The following is a 20703-nucleotide window of genomic DNA, read 5'->3' on the forward strand; positions in this document are numbered from 1 at the left end:
AGATGTGTATAAGAGACAGGCTTATTATATTTGCGGCTATTAAACCTTCTTCTATAGAATATATTTCACCAAAGGTATCATCGTAATGATAAAGTCACTCTTAGCGGTATTAATAGCTGGTGCTGCCATCCTGCTTTCTGCGTGTACTTCAACTGCTCAGCGCATGGCCGAATGTGAGCGCCAGGGCATTAGCAAAGATACCTGCTACCTGGCTGAGCAAAATCGCCAGAATGCTTATAATGAAGCCGCACAAAATGCAGCATGGGCGAACGCGCGTGATGCCGCAGCGGGTACGGGTATCTGGGCTAAAAAAGACGCGAAACAACATGCTCAGGCGGCCAAAGCGGTACACGCCTTTAAATGGGAAGGAATGAAGATCACAATTAAAGGCGAGATCCTGGATGTCGATGGCGTATTGGGCGCGCTGGATGAAAATGAGCCTCAGGCAAAAGTTTATTCACAAGGGCTATACACCTTCATTTACTATCCTGCTAAAGGCAAATTAGCGGTGAGTAAAGAAGGAAAGTTCGAAGGCTACGCAACAAAGATTAAATAGAAACAGAGGCGACACCTGTCGCCTTTTTTAATTTGCAGGCCTTAACGTATTACTCTAGCTGCCACGCCCCGGCATCAATAAGCGATGCGGTTCCCGTCCAGGCAAACATTGCCAGTTCGCGCGCCCCTTCATCAGGATAAATGCGGCTGCTCAGGCACGCCTCCCCTTCATTGACAAACACTTCCACTGACGAGCTGTCAACGAACAGGCGCAGGCTTAGCGTGTCGTTCAGGTTCAGCGCGACGCTTCGGGTACCGCACAGGCCATACTGCGGATAATAACGCTCCAGCACCAGGCGCTGCATCTGCGCATCAACGTAGAGACGGAATCCGTCGCCAAGACGAATGCCGTACTGCTCCGCGCTGCTGTTAGCACAGTCCCACTGCAGAATGACCTCCATCGCATCGCAGCTTTCCACCTGAACGATCTGCTGATTGTTGAGCGTGCTCACCGGCCAGGGGAACCACGCTCCCCGCAAGCTTTCCACTTCTCTGGCTGGCCGCATCTGCAGGCGGTTATCCGCGCTTAGCGTCAGCTCGCGCGGTAAGGAGAGCATGCCAGCCCACCCGTCCTGCTGTTCCGGAAGGGGAGATTCCCACATGTCCAGCCAGCCGATAACGATGCGGCGGCCGTCAGGCGTCAGGAAGCTTTGCGGCGCATAGAAATCATGCCCGCTATCCATCTCCACAAACTCACCTTCACGCGCGAAAGGTTGGCCGGGCTGCCACTCCCCCAGCAGGTAACCGCTCTGGAAAAGGTTGCGATTTTTGAATCCCTCCGCAGCCAGCCCCTGAGGTGAAAACATCAGCACGCGTTTGCCATTGAGGGTGAAAAAGTCCGGGCATTCCCACATATAACCCATCTCTTTTTCAGCCACCGCAAGCACGCCCATATCCTGCCATTCGCGCAGGTCGTCAGAACGGTAAACACGCACCTGGCCCGTCTCGCCATCCCGCGCGCCGACAACCATGTACCAGCGCTCCCCTTCCCGCCACACTTTTGGATCGCGAAAGTGATGCAGCCCAGGCGGCGTGTCAACGATCGTTCCTTGCCGCGTAAAATGGACGCCATCACGGCTGGTTGCCAGACACTGCACCTGGTAAAGGTTAGCCTCGTCATCCGGATCGCCGTGGAATTTGTGGCCGGTATAAATCAGCGCCAGCGTATCGCCATCCACCACCGCCGAGCCGGAAAAACAGCCGTCCTTATCCTCTGGCCCTTCCGGTGCCAGCGCCACCGGGAGGTGTTCCCAGCGAACTAAATTCTTGCTGCGCGCATGGCCCCAGTGCATCGGCCCCCACTGGGTCGAGTACGGATGATGCTGGTAAAACGCGTGATACCAGCCGTCAAACCACACCAGACCATTCGGGTCGTTCATCCAGCCGGCCCGCGCGGCGAGGTGGTAACGCGGATACCAGCGCAGGTTAAGATCGCCGCTTTTGGCCTGTAATGATTGTTCAGCTTTGGCAATGGAATACATCATTTGTTTACTCTTTTCAGTCAGATAGTGGAGGGTTGCGGCATGAGCGGGTCAGAAGAAGACTTACCCGAGCGCAACAGGAAGATGGAGATAAGCGTGGTGCTGAACACTAACAGCCCCATAATGAGATAGGATTGGGCAAAGCCGTATTTCTCATAGCTGTAACCCGCCAGCGGCGACAGCACAGACGCAATCACCGAGCTTGTACAGGCAAAGCCCACCAGATAGAGCGTGGAAGAGAGTCGCTTATCAAAATGTAAGCTGTTGTATTTAAATACCGAGACCAGCAATACGGGCAGTTCTACCGCGTGCAGCAGCTTGGTAATGGAGATGAGCACCGGCCCCTCAACCAGACCAGATGCCACCATACGCATTGCCATCACCATTCCCGCGAATATCAGGCCGTTTTTCGCGCCGAGGCGGTTCACCAGCCACGGAGCGCAAAACATGCCCGCCGCCTCAAGGAAAACCTGGAAGGAGTTGAGATAGCCGTACATCGCGTTCCCTTCCTGCAACGTCGGGAACTGTGATGAGAAATAGACCGGGAACTGCTGATCGTAAACGCCGTAAATGCAGGTGCCGATAACGAAAAACACCAGCGCCCAGAAACGCGGCAGCGTCAGCAGGCGCAATGCGTCTTCCAGCGTCACCTTGCCACCGGACACCGCTTCCTGCATGGCGTGCGGTGCGGAAGAGACCCGCAGGCGCGCGAGCAAAACAAAAAACACCAGCCCGGCGCCGCTCGCGACAGCGAAATTCAGCTTCGGATTGATGTTAAACAGGAGCCCCGCAAAAAAGGTTGCCGCCGCCCAGCCAAGCGATCCCCACATTCTCGCCTTGCCAAACTCAAACTGGCTCTGACGGGCCACGCGTTCGGTATAGGATTCCAGCACCCCAATCCCACCGTTAAACGTCAGGCCAATAAAAATCCCACCGAAAATACTGCCCAGCAACACGTTAATTTGCAGCAGATAGCCAAACAGCAAAAAGGCCGGACCGGAAAGAATAAGCAGACTGGTCAGAAACCAGAGCAGGTTTTTGCGCAGGCCGAGTTTGTCCTGAATAAATCCATAGCAGATTTGAGCAAACAGCGCGGAGACGGAAAGCACGGCATAGATAACGCCCGTATCCCCCGCTTTTAACCCCACTTCCTGGTGGAGCCAGATAGAGAGCAACGAGCCGGAAGATGACCAGGTGACAAAAAAGAAAAACAGTAATGCGCTCAGTAAGGGATAGCTGTGAGAGTGATGCGTTTTCATCATGGCATTCTCGTGTTGGAGTAATGACCAAATGGTAACGTTAACATCCATGCTTTCTCATGCTGCCTGATGAAGATTTATGATGTTAATCACGAAAGTTAACGTTAACATTAAGGAAGTGAGATCGCGATCATAAATTTATCACTGAGGTAAGCATGACTTAACCTGGTCATCAGCCTTCCTTTTACATCAGCGACTTAGTTGTATACCCTCTCACAGAGCATTAACGGAGTAAGAAAATGGCTTCCCTGAAGGACGTCGCAAAGCTGGCTAACGTATCGCTGATGACGGTTTCCCGCGCGCTTAACAGCCCGGAGCGCCTTAAACCGGAAACGCTGGCGCGCGTACAGTGGGCTATCGAGCAAACCAGCTACGTTCCCGATCTGTCCGCCAAGAAAATACGCGGCGCGAATGCTTCGCCTAAAACCATAGGCGTGCTGGCGCTCGATACGGTCACGACACCTTTTTCGGTGGAGATTACGCTGTCCATTGAAGAGACGGCCAGGATGCACGGCTGGAATAGCTTCGTCATGAATATGTTTGCTGACGACAATCCGGATGCCATTGTCGATCTTCTGCTCTCCCACCGGCCAGACGGGATTATCTACACCACGATGGGGTTACGTCAGGTTCCTCTTCCTGCCAAGCTGCTCACCCTCCCCTGCGTGCTGGCCAACTGCGAGAGTGTCGGTGAAAAGGTCGCCAGCTATATCCCGGATGATGAACAGGGGCAGTACACCGCCGTCAGGGCATTACTCGCAGAAGGCTATCGGCAGCCCCTGTGTCTGCATTTACCTGTGGGCCATCTGGCCACAACCCGACGCCGTCAGGGGCTTGAACGCGCCTGCCGTGAAGCCGGAATCGACCCGGACAGCCTGGAACATGAATATATGGCGCACGGGGATGAGCATTATCGTGATATTCCGACCGCATTGCTGGCGCGTATCCGGAACGGCATCCCGCGGTTTGATTCCGTTATCTGCGGTAACGATCGTATCGCGTTTATGGTGTACCAGACGCTGCTGGCGCAAGGGCTTCGCATCCCTGAGGATGTCGCGGTTATCGGCTATGACAATATGGTGGGCATTGGCGAGCTGTTTTTGCCGCCTCTTTCAACGGTTCAGTTGCCCCACTACGAAATTGGTCGCCTGAGCGCCCTGCACATTATTAACGGAGCACAACACCGGGAAACGACGCGCGTTGAAAGTCCATTTTTAATGCGTGATTCCATTGTACGCGCCATGTGACTACCGCTTTTTGTCGTTGATGGAAAAAGAAGGGGGTATGAAGGCAGCATACCCCCTTCTTTTGTCAGCCAATGGCACGATTTGTCACACTCTTTTCTGTCATTTAACAACCCAAACAAACGCCGAATAAGCAATTGTTTTTATTGCCAATAAAGTGCAATTTTCTTTTTAAAAATGGTGATATTGCCTCTCCTGTGCTCCATGTCACAAAACAGTAAACAAATTAACCATTGAGCCCCGTGACAAAAGGCTCTATATTGGCGGCGTTTTTTTCAGGCCCCATCTGTTTTTTAACTTTTTATTCAATCGTGGCTCATAGCGAAGCGGCGGTTGTAGGAGTGATATGATGACGGATAAAGTCCGTATTGACACCGTAGATGCCCACAAAAGCAACGAAACCTATCTGGCCCGTCAGGCCGAGTTTGAATCTAACGTCAGGAGTTATCCGCGCAAACTGCCTTTAGCGATTACTAAAGCAGAAGGCGTGTGGATCACCGATGCAGATAATAAAGAATACCTTGACTGTTTAGCAGGCGCAGGGACCCTTGCGCTTGGCCATAACCATCCTGATGTGCTGAAAAGCATCCAAAATGTCATTACCAGCGGCTTGCCGTTACACACTCTGGATCTGACTACGCCTCTGAAAGACGCGTTTTCTGAATATCTGCTCTCTCTGCTGCCTGGTCAGGGCAAAGAGTACTGCCTGCAGTTCACCGGTCCATCCGGTGCCGACGCCGTTGAAGCGGCGCTGAAGCTGGCGAAAAAAGTGACCGGCCGTAGCGGTATCATCAGCTTCTCCGGCGGTTACCACGGCATGACCCACGGCGCACTGTCCGTGACCGGTAACCTGTCTCCGAAAGAAGCGGTTGACGGTATGATGCCAGAAGTGCAGTTCATGCCTTACCCGCACGAGTACCGCTGCCCGCTGGGTATCGGTGGTGAAGCGGGCGTGAAAGCGCTGACTTACTACTTCGACAACCTGATCAACGACGTTGAAAGCGGCGTGCGTAAGCCTGCCGCGGTCATCCTGGAAGCCGTTCAGGGCGAAGGCGGCGTGAACCCGGCTCCGGCTGAGTGGTTGCAGCGCATTCGTAAAGTGACTCAGGAACACGGCATTCTGCTGATCCTCGACGAAGTTCAGGCTGGCTTTGCCCGTACCGGTAAATTCTTCGCCTTCGAACACGCGGGCATCGAGCCAGACATCATCGTGATGTCTAAAGCGGTTGGTGGCGGTCTGCCGCTGGCCGTGCTCGGTATCAAAAAGCAGTTCGACGCATGGGCGCCAGGCCACCACACCGGTACTTTCCGCGGCAACCAGCTGGCAATGGCAACCGGCCTGACGACGCTGAAAATCCTGAAAGACCAGAACATCGCGGGCAAAGTGGCTGCACAGGGCGAATGGCTGAAAGGCCAGCTGAAAGAGATGGCAAAACGTTATCCGGTCATCGGTCACGTGCGCGGTCTGGGCATGATGATCGGTATCGAGATCGTTAAGCCACACGAAGCTGCTGACCATATGGGCTGCTTCCCTGGCGACGGCGAGCTGTCTGCGCTGATTCAGAAGAAGTGCTTTGAAGCCGGTCTGATTCTGGAGCGTGGTGGTCGTAACGGTATCGTTCTGCGCCTGCTGCCTTCCCTGCTGATCAGCGACGAAGAGCTGAAAATCTTCCTGGATAAATTCGAGCAGGCACTGCTTGCTGCGGGCGTTCGCCCGGCGTAACCGGAGTAGTTGATTACGATGTCAGATTCAAACCCAATTTTGTTCTCCTCTGCGCAGAGCATTGAAGCTTACCAGCAGGCGATTGAACAAAGCACTCAGGCTGTGATGCAGTGGCTGAAGCAGCCTGAGATGTACCAGGGAAAAACGGTCGCGGAACTGCGCGACCGTATTAAGCTGGATTTCAACCCGAAAGGGCTGGGCAACGAAGCGGCGATTGAACGCGCCGTGGAGTTCTTCCTGAAAGACAGCTTGTCCGTTCATCACCCGCAGTGTGTGGCGCACCTGCACTGCCCAAGCCTGGTGGTAAGCCAGGCGGCGGAAGTGCTGATCAACGCCACTAACCAGAGTATGGACTCCTGGGATCAAAGCCCGTCCGCAACCATTATTGAGATCAAACTGATCGAGTGGCTGCGTACCCGCGTGGGTTATCAGGCTGGCGACGCGGGTGTCTTCACCAGCGGCGGTACCCAGAGCAACCTGATGGGTCTGATGCTGGCGCGTGACGCATTCTTCGCGCGTCAGGGCCACTCCGTTCAGCAGGACGGTCTGGTGGGCGATCTGCGCAAAATTCGCGTGCTGTGCTCCGAAAACGCGCACTTCTCCGTGCAGAAAAACATGGCGCTGATGGGCCTGGGCTATCAGTCAGTAGTGCAGGTGAAAACCGACGAGTTCTCCCGCATGGATCTGACCGATCTGGCGGCAAAAATCGAGCAGTGCAACGCGAACGGGGAGCAGATTCTGGCCATCGTCGCGACGGCAGGTACTACCGATGCCGGTGCTATCGATCCGCTGCGTGCCATTGCTGAACTGGCGGCGAAGCAGAACATCTGGGTACACGTTGACGCGGCCTGGGGCGGCGCGCTGCTGATGTCCGATCAGTATCGTCACTACCTGGACGGCATCGAGCTGGTGGATTCCGTCACCCTGGACTTCCACAAGCAGTTCTTCCAGACCATCAGCTGCGGCGCGTTCCTGCTGAAAGAAGCGCGTCACTATGAGCTGATGCGCTATCAGGCGGCCTACCTGAACTCTGAGTTCGACGAAGAAGCGGGCGTGCCTAACCTGGTGTCCAAATCTCTGCAGACCACCCGTCGTTTCGACGCGCTTAAGCTGTGGATGAGCCTGGAAGCGCTGGGTCAGGAGCAATACGCGGCGATCATCGATCACGGCGTAACGCTGGCGCAGCAGGTTGCGGCCTACGTGAAAGAGCAGCCTGCTCTGGAACTGGTTATGCAGCCGCAGCTGGCAAGCGTGCTGTTCCGCTTCCGCGGTCAGGTGCAGATGGATGACGCGGGTATCGCCCTGCTGAACCAGAAAATTGGTGACGCGCTGCTGGAATCCGGCCGTGCCAACGTTGGCGTGACCGAGCATAACGGCGTGACCTGCCTGAAGCTGACGCTGCTGAACCCAACCGTGACGCTGGAAGATATTAAAATCCTGCTGTCTCTGGTTGAGCGCACCGCGCAGGAAGTTCTGGCTAAGTAATATAAAATCCCTCTTCCGCCGGGAGAGGGGTTATCTTTATACGCCTGCCCACCACATTCTGATTTTCAATCCCCAGTAGCTCGTCCAGCCCGTTGTGGTACTGACTACTTTCCCCTTTGACACAATCACCAGCGTCGGCGTTACGCTCACCTGCCACTGCTGCGACACGGCGCCGTTTGCATCGTTAATCACCGGCATACTCAGGTTTTTCTTTTCAGCCCAGCGAGCGAGCTTTGCATCATCACCGGAGCGCATGGCAATGCTCACGACGTTACCGCCCTCTTTTGCCAGCTTATCGACCGCAGGTGTCGTATAACGACAGATGCTACACCAGGTTGCCCAGACGTAAATCAGCAGGGGGCGCTCCTTGCTGAGCGCCGCGATATCGTGAATGTTACCGTCGATACTCTGCATAGGCGTTGCGCTAAAGCTGGCGGGTAATGACGGCTTTCGGTATTGATCCACGCCCCACATGACCGCCAGCGTAAGCAGAATGAGTATGATCCCTTCCCGCGCCCAGCGGCGCAGGCGACTCAATTTACGGTTATCCATTATGACCTCTCGATTTAACGGAGGTCATCTTAGCGGGCTATTCGGCGTCATGCTGTAAAGAAGTGTCGCGTCACTTTATTCCGGGGTATAGCCGTAGTTGTAATGGCTATAACCCGAGTGGTAATAGAACGCAGCGGATTTCACAATATCATTGAGAATCGCGCCTTCAACCTGGACGCCCATCTGCTGCAGACGCTTCCGACAGTTTTCGATCTCTTTGACGCTGGTTTTACCGAAACGGGCAACCAGCAACGTGGTTGCCGCGGCTCTGGCGACGAGTAGCGCATCCGTCACGGCCAGCACCGGTGGCGTGTCGACAATCACGATGTCGTACTCTTTGTCTATTCGCGACATTACCGTCTGGAAGCGCTCATTCATGAGCAGCTCGACAGGATGTGAAGGCTGAGGTCCACAGGTCAAGACATCAAAGCCACCTTTCTCGAAGCGTTGAATCGCATCCTGCCACTCTACGCTTCCCCCCAGCACGCCGGACAACCCATGCTGGTTGTTCAGTTTGAAAATATTGTGAACATATCCCTTGCGCATATCCGCATCAATAAACAGTACCCGTTGACCTGCCTGAGCGGCAATCGACGCCAGCGAGGTGCTAACCAAAGTCTTTCCGCAGTCCTGCGAAGGGCCTGAAATCACCACTATCCGATTAACGGCATTCATCATGGTAAAATGCAGACTGGTGCGTAACCCGCGCACCGCCTCGACAAATATATCCGCCGGACGGTCAACGGGCAGGAAAGGTACGTTTGACGTCCTGTGCTTCCAGTGGGAAGCAAACAGCGTCCTTCTGCGCAAATGCGTTTTTTTCCATAGCCACACTGAACGCGGGAGCGTAGCCAGAAGAGGCATTCCCTGCGCTTCCAGCTGTTCAGAAGAGGTGATGCCCCGTTTAAACGCAGAGCGCACCAACACCGTTCCTGCAGAGAACATTAATCCCACCAGCATACCGCACACAATGATAATCACTTTGTGCGGTTTGACGGGTCCAGGCTGCGTTACTGCCGGGTCAATGATCCGCACGTTTCCGATGGCGCTGGAGCGCGAGATATTCAGCTCCTGCTGACGCGTCAGCAGCTGCAGGTAGATGGTGCGCCCGGACTCAACGTCACGGCTTAAACGCAAAATTTCCTGCTGCGTAGAAGGCATGGATGAGACACGGTTATTCAGACGCGTACGTTCCTGCTCCAGGGTCTGTTTTTTTTCCCGTAAGGCGCGGTAGGTTGGGTGATCCTTTTTGAAAAGCTGAGAAACTTCTGCTTCGCGGAACGTCAGCTCGTTAAGCTGATTTTCCACATTAACAACCTGATCGAGAACCGTCTTCGCCTCAAGGGATAGATCGACAGAATCGCGCTGCTCTCTGTAGGCGTTCAGTCGTGCTTCGGCTTCATCCAGTTCGCGCCTGATTTTAGGTAATTGGTCCTGTAAAAACGTCAGGCTGCGGGTATCTTTAGCTTCCTGGCGCGCAATATTCTGGCTGAGATAATTTTCAGCAATGGTGTTGAGCACCACGGCGATCTTGTCAGGGTCCTCGCCCGTCAGCGTTAAGGTAATAATTCCGCTCTGCTTCGCCGACTCAGAAACAATGAGTCGGCGCTGAAGGGCGTTAATTGCTTCAAGCTTTGTGACGGTTTTGAGGGCAAACCGGGTGCCTGGTGCCGCACTGAGCGAGGTGACAAGCAGCGTTACTCCGTCTTTAACCAGCGTTTTCCCAACAACGCCATCAGCCTCAAGCGTTTTTCCTTCGAGGTGATACCGGCCCTGCTCCTGAACGGTCAGTAAAAGTTCCTGTGGCTTGTCTTCCAGAAGAGGAAGGGTAAGCGCACCAATTGTCAGTTCATCGGCTTTACTCCCTCGTTCCAGCAGCGGCCCAATGACGGGCAGCACGCGCCGTTTGACGCTGTACGTTAGCCCCAGCTTATCAACGGTCTCTCCCAGAATCATCCGCGACTTGAGCAGCAAGAGTTCGGGCGCAACATCAGGTGAAAGATCGGTACCAAACTGGCTTAAGCTTTTGAGCAACGAGTTGTCCTGCTTCGCTTCTATCTGCACAAGGGCATCAGCCTGATAGATCGGTGTGACGCTATACGCATAGATCCCGGCGCATACGGTGAACAGGAGCGTGATGCACGCTATCATTACCCGATGATCAAACATCTCAGCCAACAGCTGAATGAGATCAATTTCATTATCATGCGGTGTCGCAGCACCAAATTTGTCTGATTTATGAGACGACATTACTGCTTCATTCCTTGTTGACGCAAACGACGAGCCCATTCCTGACTGGCTTTTCCTAACTGCTCGAAAACATATTCGAAGGCTTCCCGGCTTTTGCGATACGGGTCGGGTATGTCCTTTGTTTCCAGCCACTGACCAAACAACAGCGATTTCCCCCGATTCTCCGGCGCCACTGAGGCAATAAAACGGAGATGCTCTGGCTCCATCACCAGAATCAAATCGGATTTTTGTAACAGAAAACGTGTGACCTTACGCGCCACGTGACCTTCCAGCGAAACGCCATGACGTAAGGCGACTGCCTTTGCAGTCGCATCCGCCGGGCGTCCTTCAAGCCCGAAAATACCTGCCGAGGCCACCTGCGCGTCGGGTAGCTGCTGGCGCAACAGCCGCTCACCAATCGGTGAACGGCAAATATTGCCGGTGCAAACCACGAGAATTGAATTGAACATTATTGCGGCCACGACCTGATGTAACGGACGGTTTCGGTCAGGTCATGTACGCCACTGATGGTGGGTACCAGCTGGGCGATCACACGATTCCAGCGTGAAAGCGGTGCCGTCGTGACATAGACAATGTCGTACGGTTCCAGCTCGAATTCTGTGCTCAGCACCATGGCTGAGGCATCTTCCGCATTGAGTTGATAGATGTTGGCGATTTTATCTTTCTCGCCTTTTCGTGAAACCGGGCGAATAACAAAAATCCCGGTTGCATCGGCCATATTCTGGTTCAGCCCGCCTGCATTCCCCAGGGCTTCGGCCAGCGTCATGCCGCTACGATCCATCTTAAGGGTGCTCTGTTTAACCACCTCGCCCATCACAAACACTTTCAGCGCGTCGTTCCGGGGAACAAACAGGATATCTCCCGGATAAAGCAGCTTATTTTGGGTTAAATCGCCATGTTGCATCAGAGCATAGAGGGAAAGGCGTGAGTCCTGGCCATCATGCGTGAGCACGACGTTACGCCAGTCGGCATCCGCAGAGAGACCGCCCGCGGCGTTCACCGCATCCATTACCGTCAATGGAATATTGGTTATTGGCTGCTGGCCCGATTTCTCAACCTCTCCGGTGATATAGGCTTTTTGAGAACGGAAGGAGGCAACGCTGACGTCCACCTGAGGGCTCTCAATGACCTCATCCAGCCGCGCGGTGATCTCCTCACGTACCTGCGAAACCGTTTTGCCCGCCACTTTCAGCTTGCCAACGTAGGGGTAGAAAAGCGTACCATCGGCGTTAACCCAGTTACCCGCGTCGCTCGCGCTACGGTACTGCCCTGCGGGCGTCGTGAGTTCAGGGTGATCCCAGACGGTGACCGTCAAAATGTCCCCTGAGCCAATGCGGTATTCCCAGTTTTTGAGCTGCTCATCCAGAGTAGGATTTGCCTGAGATTTAGAAACGGGTGGGCGCAGTTTTTCAATCAATCCAGGGGTTAAAGGAAAAACTTCCACGCGTTTGTCCAGCGGATCGTTAATTTCCTCACCGGTAGTGACTTTTTTCCCGGAAAGACTTAAGTTCTGGCCTGGTGAAAATACACATCCTGTTAGCTGGCTGAGCGTCAGAAAGGACAGTAAAAGAGCAGTTGTATTTTTCATTTATATAAAATGTTGATTTATCGTTGCGCTGGGTAGTTAACTCGCAAAAAAAAGCAAGCAAGATCTTGAAATATCGTTATTTATTATTTCCCCGTGACACTGTAAAACACACGTTCGCTGTTGTTTAAAAAGTTAAAAAACAGCGCACAATTGCGCAAGAAAACGGAGAGTAATAATACTTTATGCGCCGCGATATTAAATGTTATCCCTTACGAAAGCATTCGCTTAACGGTGCTATTTTGACGTATAAACTTATTTTCAGAATAGATTAATAAAATAATAAAAATAACAAATATTCCGCACAATCAACATTCACCGCAATGATGAGCAACACCGTTATCGACTACCCAAACCCCTCCACTTTTGTTACATTTTTTATCAAACGCATCATGCTTTGATACTTAAAATAGACCGTCTGTCTTGTGCTGGGTGCCCTGCAGACGAAAGTCTCTGAAACAATATCACTGGAGAAAAAATGGCTAAGCGTAAATTGCTGCTTCTGGGTGTATTACTGTCTCTGGCGGGCTCCGCGTTTTCTGCCCCGCAAACCGCCGCTGCGCCATCGGGCATCAAGGCCTATGAAGAACAAGAGTTCATCGCCGATTTCACGAAGTTTAAAATCGGCGATACGGCACCGGCGCAGTATCAAACGCCGGAGTACACCATTAAACAGTACCAGCTGCGTAACCTTCCGGCACCGGATGCCGGTACCCACTGGACCTACATGGGCGAAAACTACGTCCTGATTGGCGATGCAGATGGCAAAATCTACAAAGCCTACAATGGAGATATTTTCTATCATCGCTGATACGATCGTAATCCGTCCGTGGCAGGAGAGCGACCGCCCTTTCCTGCGTACGCTCTACCTCCACGCCCGGCGTGAAGCCTGGCCGTGGCTGGACAGTTCTGCGTGGCAGCTTGAAGATTTTGACGCGGCAACCCTGGACGAAGAGATTTGGGTGGCGGAGCAGGATGGGCACCGTCTTGGCTTCGCCTCAGTCTGGACGAACGATAATTTTCTGCACAACCTGTTTGTCGACCCGCAGTATCAGAGCCTGGGCGTCGGACATGTGTTGCTTGAGCACGTACAGAAGACGTTTACCAGCACGGGCTCACTCAAGTGTCTGGTGAAGAATGCGCGGGCTATTACGTTTTACCAGCGGCACGGCTGGCACATTGAGGCGACGGGGAATTCTCCTGAGGGAGAGTACTATCTTATGCATTACCGGCTTGGGTAAAGTCAGGTGGTGCTTCGCTTACCTGACCTACAAAATCGTATTTCGTAGGCCGGGTAAGGCGAAACCGCCACCCGGCAATCCAGCGCTGAGGAATTACACCGCGCGGAAGGCGATTTCACCCGGGATCACTTCACCCTGCCAGTACAGCTGCGCCGCAACGCGCCCCGCCAGTTGGCGATACATCTCAGCGAACTCGCTGTCCGGACGGCTGACGACCGTCGGCTTCCCGCTGTCCAGATCTTCACGCAAGGAAATATGCAGCGGCATCTGCCCCAGCAGTTGGGTGTGATACTGCGCTGCCAGTTTTTCCGCCCCACCCGTACCAAAGATAGGCTCATGGTGTCCGCAGTTGCTGCAGATGTGCATGCTCATGTTCTCGACGATGCCGAGCACCGGCACTTCCACTTTCTCAAACATCACGATGCCTTTTTTGGCGTCGATCAGCGCAATATCCTGCGGCGTGGTGACCACAACGGCCCCCGTTACCGGGATGTTCTGCGCCAGCGTCAGCTGAATGTCACCGGTGCCCGGCGGCATGTCCAGCACCAGATAATCCAGATCCGGCCACATCGTTTCCTGCAGCATCTGCAGCAGCGCTTTGCTGGCCATCGGGCCGCGCCAGACCATGGCGTTATCGTCGGTCACCAGGTAACCGATGGAGTTGGTCGCCAGACCGTGCGCCACGATCGGCGCCATATGCGTGCCGTCCGGCGAGGTTGGACGCTGATTTTCCGCACCCAGCATGTTTGGAATAGACGGACCGTAGATATCGGCATCTAGAATACCGACCTTTGCCCCTTCCGCCGCCAGCGCGAGCGCGAGGTTGACGGCGGTAGAGGATTTACCCACCCCACCCTTACCTGAACTCACGGCGATGATGTTTTTCACCCCATTGACGCCCGGCTGATTTTTCACACGCTTCAGCGTGGCGATGCTGTGGCTCAGCTTCCAGTCAATCGCTTTCGCACCGGTAATGCGCAGCAGCTCGGCGCTGGTCTGCTCTTTCAGCGCGTCAAAGGCGCTGGTCCAGACGAACGGCATCTGCACTTCAACGTGCAGCGTATCGTCCAGCCACGCGACGTGGTGCAACGCTTTCAGCGTAGTGAGGTTATGTTTCAGGGTTGGATGCTGAAAGTTAGCCAGCGTCCCGGCGACCATTGCTCGTAAGGCTTCCGGTGATTTGGCCTGGGATTGAGAACTCATCCCGACTCCTTTGTTCTTGTGAATAAGACCTTAGACAAACAAGTTTACCTGAAAGGCCGTGGTTTGTGCTTACTTAATAATGCCCCTTTTGGTAATATCGAAAACCCTTTTCACAGTTAAAAGAAGTAATGCCTACTATGACTCAAGTCGCGAAAAAAATTCTGGTAACGTGCGCCCTGCCGTACGCCAACGGCTCAATCCACCTCGGCCACATGCTGGAGCATATCCAGGCTGATGTCTGGGTCCGTTACCAGCGAATGCGCGGCCACGAGGTTAACTTCATCTGTGCGGACGATGCCCACGGCACGCCGATCATGCTGAAAGCGCAGCAGCTGGGGATTTCCCCGGAGCAGATGATTGCCGAAATGAGTCAGGAGCATCAGACCGATTTTGCTGGCTTTGACATCAGCTATGACAACTATCACTCCACGCACAGCGACGAAAACCGCGAGCTGTCGGAGCTGATCTACACCCGTCTGAAAGAGAACGGTTTCATCAAAAACCGTACTATCTCTCAGCTGTACGATCCGGAAAAAGGCATGTTCCTGCCGGACCGTTTCGTCAAAGGCACCTGTCCAAAATGTAAATCCCCGGATCAGTACGGCGATAACTGCGAAGTCTGCGGCGCGACCTACAGCCCGACCGAACTGATTGAGCCCAAATCCGTGGTATCCGGCGCCACACCTGTGATGCGTGATTCCGAGCACTTCTTCTTCGACCTGCCGTCCTTCAGCGAAATGCTGCAGGCGTGGACCCGCAGTGGCGCGCTGCAGGAGCAGGTGGCGAACAAGATGCAGGAGTGGTTCGAATCCGGCCTGCAGCAGTGGGATATCTCCCGCGATGCGCCGTACTTTGGCTTCGAAATCCCGAATGCGCCGGGCAAATATTTCTACGTCTGGCTGGATGCGCCAATCGGCTACATGGGCTCCTTCAAGAACCTGTGCGACAAGCGTGGCGACGCCGTCAGCTTCGACGAATACTGGAAGAAAGACTCTACCGCTGAGCTGTACCACTTCATCGGCAAAGACATCGTTTACTTCCACAGCCTGTTCTGGCCGGCCATGCTGGAAGGCAGCAACTTCCGCAAGCCGACCAACCTGTTCGTACACGGCTACGTCACGGTGAACGGCGCCAAGATGTCCAAGTCCCGCGGGACGTTCATCAAGGCCAGCACCTGGCTGAACCACTTCGACGCGGACAGCCTGCGCTACTACTACACCGCGAAGCTCTCTTCCCGCATCGACGATATCGACCTGAACCTGGAAGATTTCGTGCAGCGCGTGAACGCAGACATCGTCAACAAGGTGGTGAACCTGGCGTCCCGCAACGCGGGCTTTATCGCCAAGCGCTTTGACGGCGTAATGGCCGCTGAGCTGGCGGACCCTGCCCTGTACCAAACCTTCACCGACGCGGCAGCCACCATTGGCGAAGCCTGGGAAACGCGCGAGTTCGGTAAAGCAGTGCGTGAAATCATGGCGCTGGCTGACCTGGCTAACCGCTATGTGGACGAGCAGGCGCCGTGGGTTGTCGCTAAACAGGAAGGCCGCGATGCCGATCTGCAGGCCATCTGCTCCATGGGCATCAACCTGTTCCGCGTGCTGATGACGTACCTGAAGCCGGTTCTGCCGCAGCTGGCAGCCCGCGCTGAAGCGTTCCTGAACACCGAACTGACCTGGGATGCAATGGCGCAGCCGCTGCTCGGCCACAAGGTGAACACCTTTAAGGCGCTGTATAACCGCATCGAGATGAAGCAGGTTGAAGCGCTGGTCGAAGCCTCTAAAGAAGAGGTGAAAGCGGCTGCAGCACCGGTAACCGGCCCGCTGGCGGACGATCCGATTCAGGAAACCATCACCTTTGATGATTTCGCTAAGGTCGACCTGCGCGTGGCGCTGATTGAAAACGCAGAATTCGTGGAAGGCTCTGACAAGCTGCTGCGCCTGACGCTGGATCTCGGCGGCGAGAAGCGCAACGTCTTCTCCGGCATCCGTTCTGCCTACCCGGACCCGCAGGTGCTGATCGGCCGTCAAACCGTGATGGTCGCTAACCTGGCGCCGCGCAAAATGCGCTTCGGCATTTCCGAGGGGATGGTGATGGCAGCAGGCCCTGGCGGGAAGGATATCTTCCTGTTAAGCCCAGACGAAGGCGCGAAGCCGGGCCAGCAGGTGAAATAACAAAAAAGCCGGAGATAATCTCCGGCTTTTTTTATGGTTTCGGGTGATGCACCCGATGGGTCAGCCCGCGCAGGAAATTACGCAGAAACTGGTCGCCGCACTCGCGGTAATTTTTGTGGTCCGGCGCGCGCATCATGGCAGTAATTTCCGGCATCGACACGCGGTATTTCTGCTCGGTCATGATCGCCTGGATATCGTCCGTTTTCAGCGAGAAGGCGATACGCAGCTTTTTCAGCACCGTGTTGTTGTTCACGCGACGCTCCAGCGCCAGCTCGGGCGCGGAGTCATCTTTTCCACGCTTATCGTAAATCAGCCCGTTCAGAAAACCCGACAGAATGATGTCCGGGCAGCGGACGAAGCCCTCTTCGTCCTCTTTGGTCATCCAGGTATCAAAATTTGCAGACGTGGATTCCATGTCGGACAGCGCAAGAATGCGCACCATGTCGTTATTGTTTGCTTTCAGGGTGTAGCGCAGGCTACGAAGAATATCGTTACTTAGCATAGAGCCTTCGAATGTCGATGATGCAATGGCGCGCAGTGTACCAGTTTTACAGGCCAATCGCCTCTTTCAAACTTTTCAGATAGCGGCGGCTGACGGGGACGGTCTGCCCGGCGCGCAGCACCAGCTCGGCCTGGCCGTTATCTTCCAGACGGATCTCCTTCAGGTGTGCCATGTTCACCAGATACTGACGGTGACAGCGAATCAGCGGCGTGCGGCTCTCCAGCGTGCGCAGGGTCAGCTCGGTAAACCCTTCGTTCCCTTCCGCGCTGGTGACAAACACCCCGCTCAGGCGGCTGCTGACAAACGCCACATCATCCATTTGCAGCAGATAAATCCGGCTGTGCCCGGTGCAGGGGATAAATTTCAGCGGCTGCTGGTTCTCCGGCAGCAGCGTGACGTCCTGGACGGTTCGCTCCTGGCGTAAGCGGGTGAGCGTTTTTTCCAGCCGCTTCTCTTCAATCGGCTTGAGTAAATAATCGAACGCGTGCTCCTCAAAAGCCTTAACGGCATATTCGTCGAACGCCGTCAGAAACACGATGTAGGGACGATGCGCCGGGTCGAGCATGCCGACCATCTCCAGCCCGCTGATGCGCGGCATCTGAATGTCGAGGAACAGCACGTCCGGGCGCAGCTTGTGCACCGCACCGATGGCCTCAATGGCGTTGGCGCACTCCCCCACAATCTCAATGTCTGGCTGCTCCTGCAGCAGAACGCGCAGGTTTTCCCGTGCCAGCGGCTCGTCATCCACGATCAGCACTCTTAACATGCGTTTTCCTCCAGCGGCAGTCGAACGGTAATACGGGTAAAACGGTCAGGCTCGCAGGCGACGGTAATGCCACAGTCGTCGCCAAAATGGGCGCGCAGACGTTTATCCACCAGGCTCATCCCTAATCCGCCCGAAGCGGAAGGCTGGTACAGCCCGGCGTTATCTTCAATATCCAGCACCAGATGGTGGTTAAAACGGCTGGCGGCAATGGTTATTTCCCCTGTCCCCAGCAGCTGCGAGGTACCGTGCTTGATGGCGTTCTCCACAATAGGCTGCAGGGTAAAGGCCGGAAGATGCTGATACGCCAGCTCGTCCGGAACGGAGAGCGACACCTGCAGGCGGGACTGAAACCGCGCCTGCTCAATTTGCAGATAGGCATTCACGTGCTCAATTTCGTCGGCGAGGGTAACGATCTCTGACGGGCGCTTCAGGTTTTTACGGAAAAAGGTCGACAAAAACTGCACCAGCTGCGCGGCCTGATCGCTGTCGCGGCGGATCACCGCTTTTAGCGTGTTGAGGGCATTAAACAGGAAATGCGGATTGACCTGGGCATGCAGCAGCTTAATTTCAGACTGCGTCAGCAGGGCTTTCTGCCGTTCATATTGCCCCGCAAGAATTTGCGCGGAAAGAAGCTGGGCGATCCCTTCCCCCAGCGTGCGGTTGATGGAGCTGAACAGACGGTTTTTCGCCTCATACAGCTTGATGGTGCCCATCACCCGCTGATTTTCCCCGCGCAGCGGAATGACGAGCGTGGAGCCCAGCTTGCACTGCGGATGCAGCGAGCAGCGGTAAGGCACTTCGTTACCGTCGGCATACACTACTTCGCCGGTTTCAATGGCGCGCAGCGTATAGGTCGACGAGATCGGTTTGCCCGGCAGGTGGTGATCGTCTCCGGTGCCGGTAAACGCCAGCAGCTTTTCGCGATCGGTAATGGCCACCGCACCGATATCCAGCTCTTTATAAAGTACCTGCGCGACCTTCATGCTGTTCTCTTCGTTAAACCCCTGGCGCAGGATCCCTTCGGTCGAGGCGGCAACCTTCAGCGCCGTGGCGGAAAAGGCCGAGGTGTACTTCTCAAACATGGCGCGCTTGTCGAGCAGAATACGCATAAACAGCGCCGCGCCGACGGTGTTGGTCACCATCATCGGGGCGGCAATACTGCTGACCAGGTGCAGCGCATCCTCAAACGGGCGGGCAATCAGCAGAATGATCGCCATCTGCGCCATTTCAGCCACAAATGTAATGGCCCCGGCGGTAAGCGGGCTAAACACCTTGTCCGGGCGACCGCGCTTAATCATATAGCTGTGCACCAGGCCACCAAGCAGCCCTTCGACGATCGTCGAGATCATGCAGCTGAGCGCCGTCATCCCGCCCATGGAATAGCGATGCAGCCCACCAGTTAAACCGACAAGACCACCGACGACCGGGCCGCCCAGCAGCCCGCCCATCACCGCGCCGATGGCGCGCGTATTAGCAATAGAGTCTTCGATGTGGAGGCCGAAGTAGGTCCCCATGATGCAAAAAATAGAGAAGGTGACGTAGCAGAGCAGCTTGTGCGGCAGGCGTACGGTGACCTGCATCAGCGGAATGAAAAGACGCGTTTTGCTCATCAGCCAGGCAATGACCAGAAACACGCACATCTGCTGAAGCAACAGCAGCACCAGGTTAAACTCGTACATACTCAAAACCGCACACGCTAAAAAACGCGTAACATACACGGATGCGGCTGAACTTTCTTTGAAGCGCCCCAAAAAAGCGCAAAATCGTGTCCGTTATCACATCTTTTTCTGCACATCGTGCATGGTTCGCATCATTTGTTTAAAAATTAATCAACTCTTCCTGGTTCGGCAAAGTGGGTCTACAGTTAAGCTGGGGACGCGTAAGCCAGGGGGCAAATATGGCGCTTTACACAATCGGTGAAGTGGCACTCCTTTGTGATATCAATCCCGTTACCCTACGGGCGTGGCAGCGACGGTATGGATTGCTCAAACCGCAGAGGACGGACGGTGGTCATCGCCTTTTCAACGATGCCGATATCGACCGGATCCGCGAAATCAAAAGCTGGATCGACAACGGGGTGCAGGTCGGGAAAGTGAAGTCCCTGCTGAGCCACGACGACCCGGACACGCAACGCCTCTGGCGCGAGCAGCAGGAAACGCTGCTGCGGCTCCTGCAGGCGGGTAATCTGCAGCGACTGCGCGCCTGGATCAAAGAGCAGGGTCGCGATTATCCGGCGAAAACGCTTATCACCCATCTTTTCATTCCGCTCCGTCGGCGCCTGCAGTGCCAACAGTCTACCCTGCAGGCGCTGCTCAGCATGCTTGACGGGGTGCTGATCAACTATATCGCCGTCTGTCTTGCCTCGGCGAAGAACAAGGCAGGAAAAGATGCGCTGGTGGTCGGCTGGAACGTGCACGATACCACCCGTCTGTGGCTGGAAGCGTGGATCGCCACCCAAAAGGGCTGGCGCGTGGATGTCCTTGCGCACTCGCTGGGGCAGCTCAAACCCGAGTTTTTCGACGGCCAGACCCTGCTGGTCTGGTGTGGCGAAGTGCCGTCCGCCACGCAGCAACAGCTGCTGACGGAGTGGCGTGAGCATGGTTATCCGGTTTATTCCCTTGGCCCGGATGAGCCATAACGGCATTTAATGGTTCATTAACAGCTGCGCTTCACCGTATAATTGTTC

The 20703-nt window shown here is 54.9% G+C and carries 18 protein-coding genes; 8 read left to right on the plus strand and 10 right to left on the minus strand.

Features of this window, described 5'->3' with window-relative positions; genetic code table 11:
- Positions 1–85: 85 nt before the first annotated feature.
- The gene (locus HBA26_RS13800; protein WP_063437101.1) at positions 86–556 is read left to right on the plus strand and encodes a hypothetical protein; all 471 of its coding nucleotides are present in this window, start codon (positions 86–88) and stop codon (positions 554–556) included.
- Positions 557–605: 49 nt separating this feature from the next.
- On the opposite strand, the gene HBA26_RS13805 is transcribed toward HBA26_RS13800, so the two are convergent.
- Positions 606–2039 (minus strand): glycoside hydrolase family 32 protein, encoded by a 1434-nt coding sequence (locus HBA26_RS13805; protein ID WP_126345328.1) that lies wholly within the window; start codon positions 2037–2039, stop codon positions 606–608.
- A gap of 17 nt (positions 2040–2056) precedes the next feature.
- Positions 2057–3298 (minus strand): MFS transporter, encoded by a 1242-nt coding sequence (locus HBA26_RS13810; protein ID WP_028013826.1) that lies wholly within the window; start codon positions 3296–3298, stop codon positions 2057–2059.
- A 236-nt stretch (positions 3299–3534) separates the two neighbouring features.
- Between HBA26_RS13810 and HBA26_RS13815 the strand changes: the two genes are divergently transcribed.
- The 3 genes from HBA26_RS13815 (at position 3535) to HBA26_RS13825 (ending at position 7747) form a co-directional block, all read left to right on the plus strand.
- On the plus strand, positions 3535–4542 hold the full coding sequence (locus tag HBA26_RS13815; RefSeq protein WP_126345329.1) for a LacI family DNA-binding transcriptional regulator: 1008 nt from the start codon (positions 3535–3537) through the stop codon (positions 4540–4542).
- 343 nt (positions 4543–4885) lie between these two features.
- Complete coding sequence (locus HBA26_RS13820) at positions 4886–6262, plus strand: diaminobutyrate--2-oxoglutarate transaminase (protein ID WP_014884533.1); 1377 nt, start codon at positions 4886–4888, stop codon at positions 6260–6262.
- Positions 6263–6280: 18 nt separating this feature from the next.
- Entirely contained in the window at positions 6281–7747 is a 1467-nt protein-coding gene (locus tag HBA26_RS13825) for an aspartate aminotransferase family protein (RefSeq protein ID WP_126345330.1), read from the plus strand.
- 36 nt (positions 7748–7783) lie between these two features.
- Here HBA26_RS13825 and HBA26_RS13830 read toward each other — a convergent pair whose 3' ends face one another.
- From HBA26_RS13830 to HBA26_RS13845, 4 genes are all read right to left on the minus strand, one after another.
- Positions 7784–8299: a protein disulfide oxidoreductase gene (locus tag HBA26_RS13830; protein ID WP_045259750.1), complete on the minus strand. Its 516-nt coding sequence runs from the start codon at positions 8297–8299 to the stop codon at positions 7784–7786.
- A gap of 75 nt (positions 8300–8374) precedes the next feature.
- A complete protein-coding gene (locus HBA26_RS13835) occupies positions 8375–10549 on the minus strand; it encodes a polysaccharide biosynthesis tyrosine autokinase (RefSeq protein ID WP_126345331.1) in 2175 nt (724 codons plus the stop codon).
- The gene (locus HBA26_RS13840; RefSeq protein ID WP_126345332.1) at positions 10549–10998 is read right to left on the minus strand and encodes a protein tyrosine phosphatase; all 450 of its coding nucleotides are present in this window, start codon (positions 10996–10998) and stop codon (positions 10549–10551) included. Before HBA26_RS13840 ends, HBA26_RS13835 begins: the two co-directional genes overlap by 1 nt.
- Positions 10998–12137, minus strand: a complete 1140-nt coding sequence (locus tag HBA26_RS13845) for a polysaccharide export protein (protein ID WP_028013832.1) — start codon at positions 12135–12137, stop codon at positions 10998–11000. The genes HBA26_RS13840 and HBA26_RS13845 overlap by 1 nt, the downstream gene beginning before the upstream one ends.
- A gap of 475 nt (positions 12138–12612) precedes the next feature.
- Between HBA26_RS13845 and HBA26_RS13850 the strand changes: the two genes are divergently transcribed.
- Both HBA26_RS13850 and HBA26_RS13855 read left to right on the plus strand, forming a co-directional pair.
- Positions 12613–12945: an RcnB family protein gene (locus HBA26_RS13850; RefSeq protein ID WP_008500887.1), complete on the plus strand. Its 333-nt coding sequence runs from the start codon at positions 12613–12615 to the stop codon at positions 12943–12945.
- A complete protein-coding gene (locus tag HBA26_RS13855; protein ID WP_045259769.1) occupies positions 12896–13375 on the plus strand; it encodes a GNAT family N-acetyltransferase in 480 nt (159 codons plus the stop codon). Before HBA26_RS13850 ends, HBA26_RS13855 begins: the two co-directional genes overlap by 50 nt.
- A gap of 93 nt (positions 13376–13468) precedes the next feature.
- Here the strand turns inward: HBA26_RS13855 and apbC are convergent, their stop codons facing one another.
- Entirely contained in the window at positions 13469–14578 is a 1110-nt protein-coding gene (apbC, locus tag HBA26_RS13860; protein ID WP_028013834.1) for an iron-sulfur cluster carrier protein ApbC, read from the minus strand.
- Between the two features lie 137 nt (positions 14579–14715).
- Between apbC and metG the strand changes: the two genes are divergently transcribed.
- Positions 14716–16749 carry a methionine--tRNA ligase gene (gene metG, locus HBA26_RS13865; RefSeq protein ID WP_047363114.1) on the plus strand — a complete coding sequence of 678 codons (2034 nt, stop codon included), beginning with the start codon at positions 14716–14718 and terminating at the stop codon, positions 16747–16749.
- A 31-nt stretch (positions 16750–16780) separates the two neighbouring features.
- Here metG and HBA26_RS13870 read toward each other — a convergent pair whose 3' ends face one another.
- From HBA26_RS13870 to HBA26_RS13880, 3 genes are read right to left on the minus strand one after another with little or no spacing between them, the layout of a single operon-like run.
- Positions 16781–17251, minus strand: coding sequence for a DUF1456 family protein (locus HBA26_RS13870; protein ID WP_045259745.1), 471 nt, complete (start codon positions 17249–17251; stop codon positions 16781–16783).
- Positions 17252–17297: 46 nt separating this feature from the next.
- A complete protein-coding gene (btsR, locus tag HBA26_RS13875; RefSeq protein WP_023312443.1) occupies positions 17298–18017 on the minus strand; it encodes a two-component system response regulator BtsR in 720 nt (239 codons plus the stop codon).
- Positions 18011–19696 (minus strand): sensor histidine kinase, encoded by a 1686-nt coding sequence (locus HBA26_RS13880; RefSeq protein WP_059354110.1) that lies wholly within the window; start codon positions 19694–19696, stop codon positions 18011–18013. The genes btsR and HBA26_RS13880 overlap by 7 nt, the downstream gene beginning before the upstream one ends.
- 218 nt (positions 19697–19914) lie before the next feature.
- On the opposite strand from HBA26_RS13880, the gene mlrA reads away from it, so the two are divergent.
- Complete coding sequence (gene mlrA, locus HBA26_RS13885; RefSeq protein WP_028013838.1) at positions 19915–20655, plus strand: HTH-type transcriptional regulator MlrA; 741 nt, start codon at positions 19915–19917, stop codon at positions 20653–20655.
- Positions 20656–20703: the final 48 nt, after the last annotated feature.

Origin of the sequence: Enterobacter sp. 725m/11, assembly GCF_011683705.1 — a bacterium.
Classification (GTDB): domain Bacteria; phylum Pseudomonadota; class Gammaproteobacteria; order Enterobacterales; family Enterobacteriaceae; genus Enterobacter; species Enterobacter bugandensis.

Coding starts and splice junctions, on each gene's coding strand:
- HBA26_RS13825 (WP_126345330.1), top strand. CDS start 6,281: ATGTCAGATTCAAACCCAATTTTGTTCTCCTCTGCGCAGAGCATTGAA.
- HBA26_RS13835 (WP_126345331.1), bottom strand. CDS start 10,549: ATGTCGTCTCATAAATCAGACAAATTTGGTGCTGCGACACCGCATGAT.
- apbC (WP_028013834.1), bottom strand. CDS start 14,578: ATGAGTTCTCAATCCCAGGCCAAATCACCGGAAGCCTTACGAGCAATG.
- HBA26_RS13855 (WP_045259769.1), top strand. CDS start 12,896: ATGGCAAAATCTACAAAGCCTACAATGGAGATATTTTCTATCATCGCT.
- HBA26_RS13800 (WP_063437101.1), top strand. CDS start 86: ATGATAAAGTCACTCTTAGCGGTATTAATAGCTGGTGCTGCCATCCTG.
- HBA26_RS13810 (WP_028013826.1), bottom strand. CDS start 3,298: ATGATGAAAACGCATCACTCTCACAGCTATCCCTTACTGAGCGCATTA.
- HBA26_RS13850 (WP_008500887.1), top strand. CDS start 12,613: ATGGCTAAGCGTAAATTGCTGCTTCTGGGTGTATTACTGTCTCTGGCG.
- mlrA (WP_028013838.1), top strand. CDS start 19,915: ATGGCGCTTTACACAATCGGTGAAGTGGCACTCCTTTGTGATATCAAT.
- HBA26_RS13880 (WP_059354110.1), bottom strand. CDS start 19,696: ATGTACGAGTTTAACCTGGTGCTGCTGTTGCTTCAGCAGATGTGCGTG.
- HBA26_RS13845 (WP_028013832.1), bottom strand. CDS start 12,137: ATGAAAAATACAACTGCTCTTTTACTGTCCTTTCTGACGCTCAGCCAG.
- btsR (WP_023312443.1), bottom strand. CDS start 18,017: ATGTTAAGAGTGCTGATCGTGGATGACGAGCCGCTGGCACGGGAAAAC.
- HBA26_RS13820 (WP_014884533.1), top strand. CDS start 4,886: ATGATGACGGATAAAGTCCGTATTGACACCGTAGATGCCCACAAAAGC.
- HBA26_RS13805 (WP_126345328.1), bottom strand. CDS start 2,039: ATGATGTATTCCATTGCCAAAGCTGAACAATCATTACAGGCCAAAAGC.
- HBA26_RS13840 (WP_126345332.1), bottom strand. CDS start 10,998: ATGTTCAATTCAATTCTCGTGGTTTGCACCGGCAATATTTGCCGTTCA.
- HBA26_RS13870 (WP_045259745.1), bottom strand. CDS start 17,251: ATGCTAAGTAACGATATTCTTCGTAGCCTGCGCTACACCCTGAAAGCA.
- metG (WP_047363114.1), top strand. CDS start 14,716: ATGACTCAAGTCGCGAAAAAAATTCTGGTAACGTGCGCCCTGCCGTAC.
- HBA26_RS13830 (WP_045259750.1), bottom strand. CDS start 8,299: ATGGATAACCGTAAATTGAGTCGCCTGCGCCGCTGGGCGCGGGAAGGG.
- HBA26_RS13815 (WP_126345329.1), top strand. CDS start 3,535: ATGGCTTCCCTGAAGGACGTCGCAAAGCTGGCTAACGTATCGCTGATG.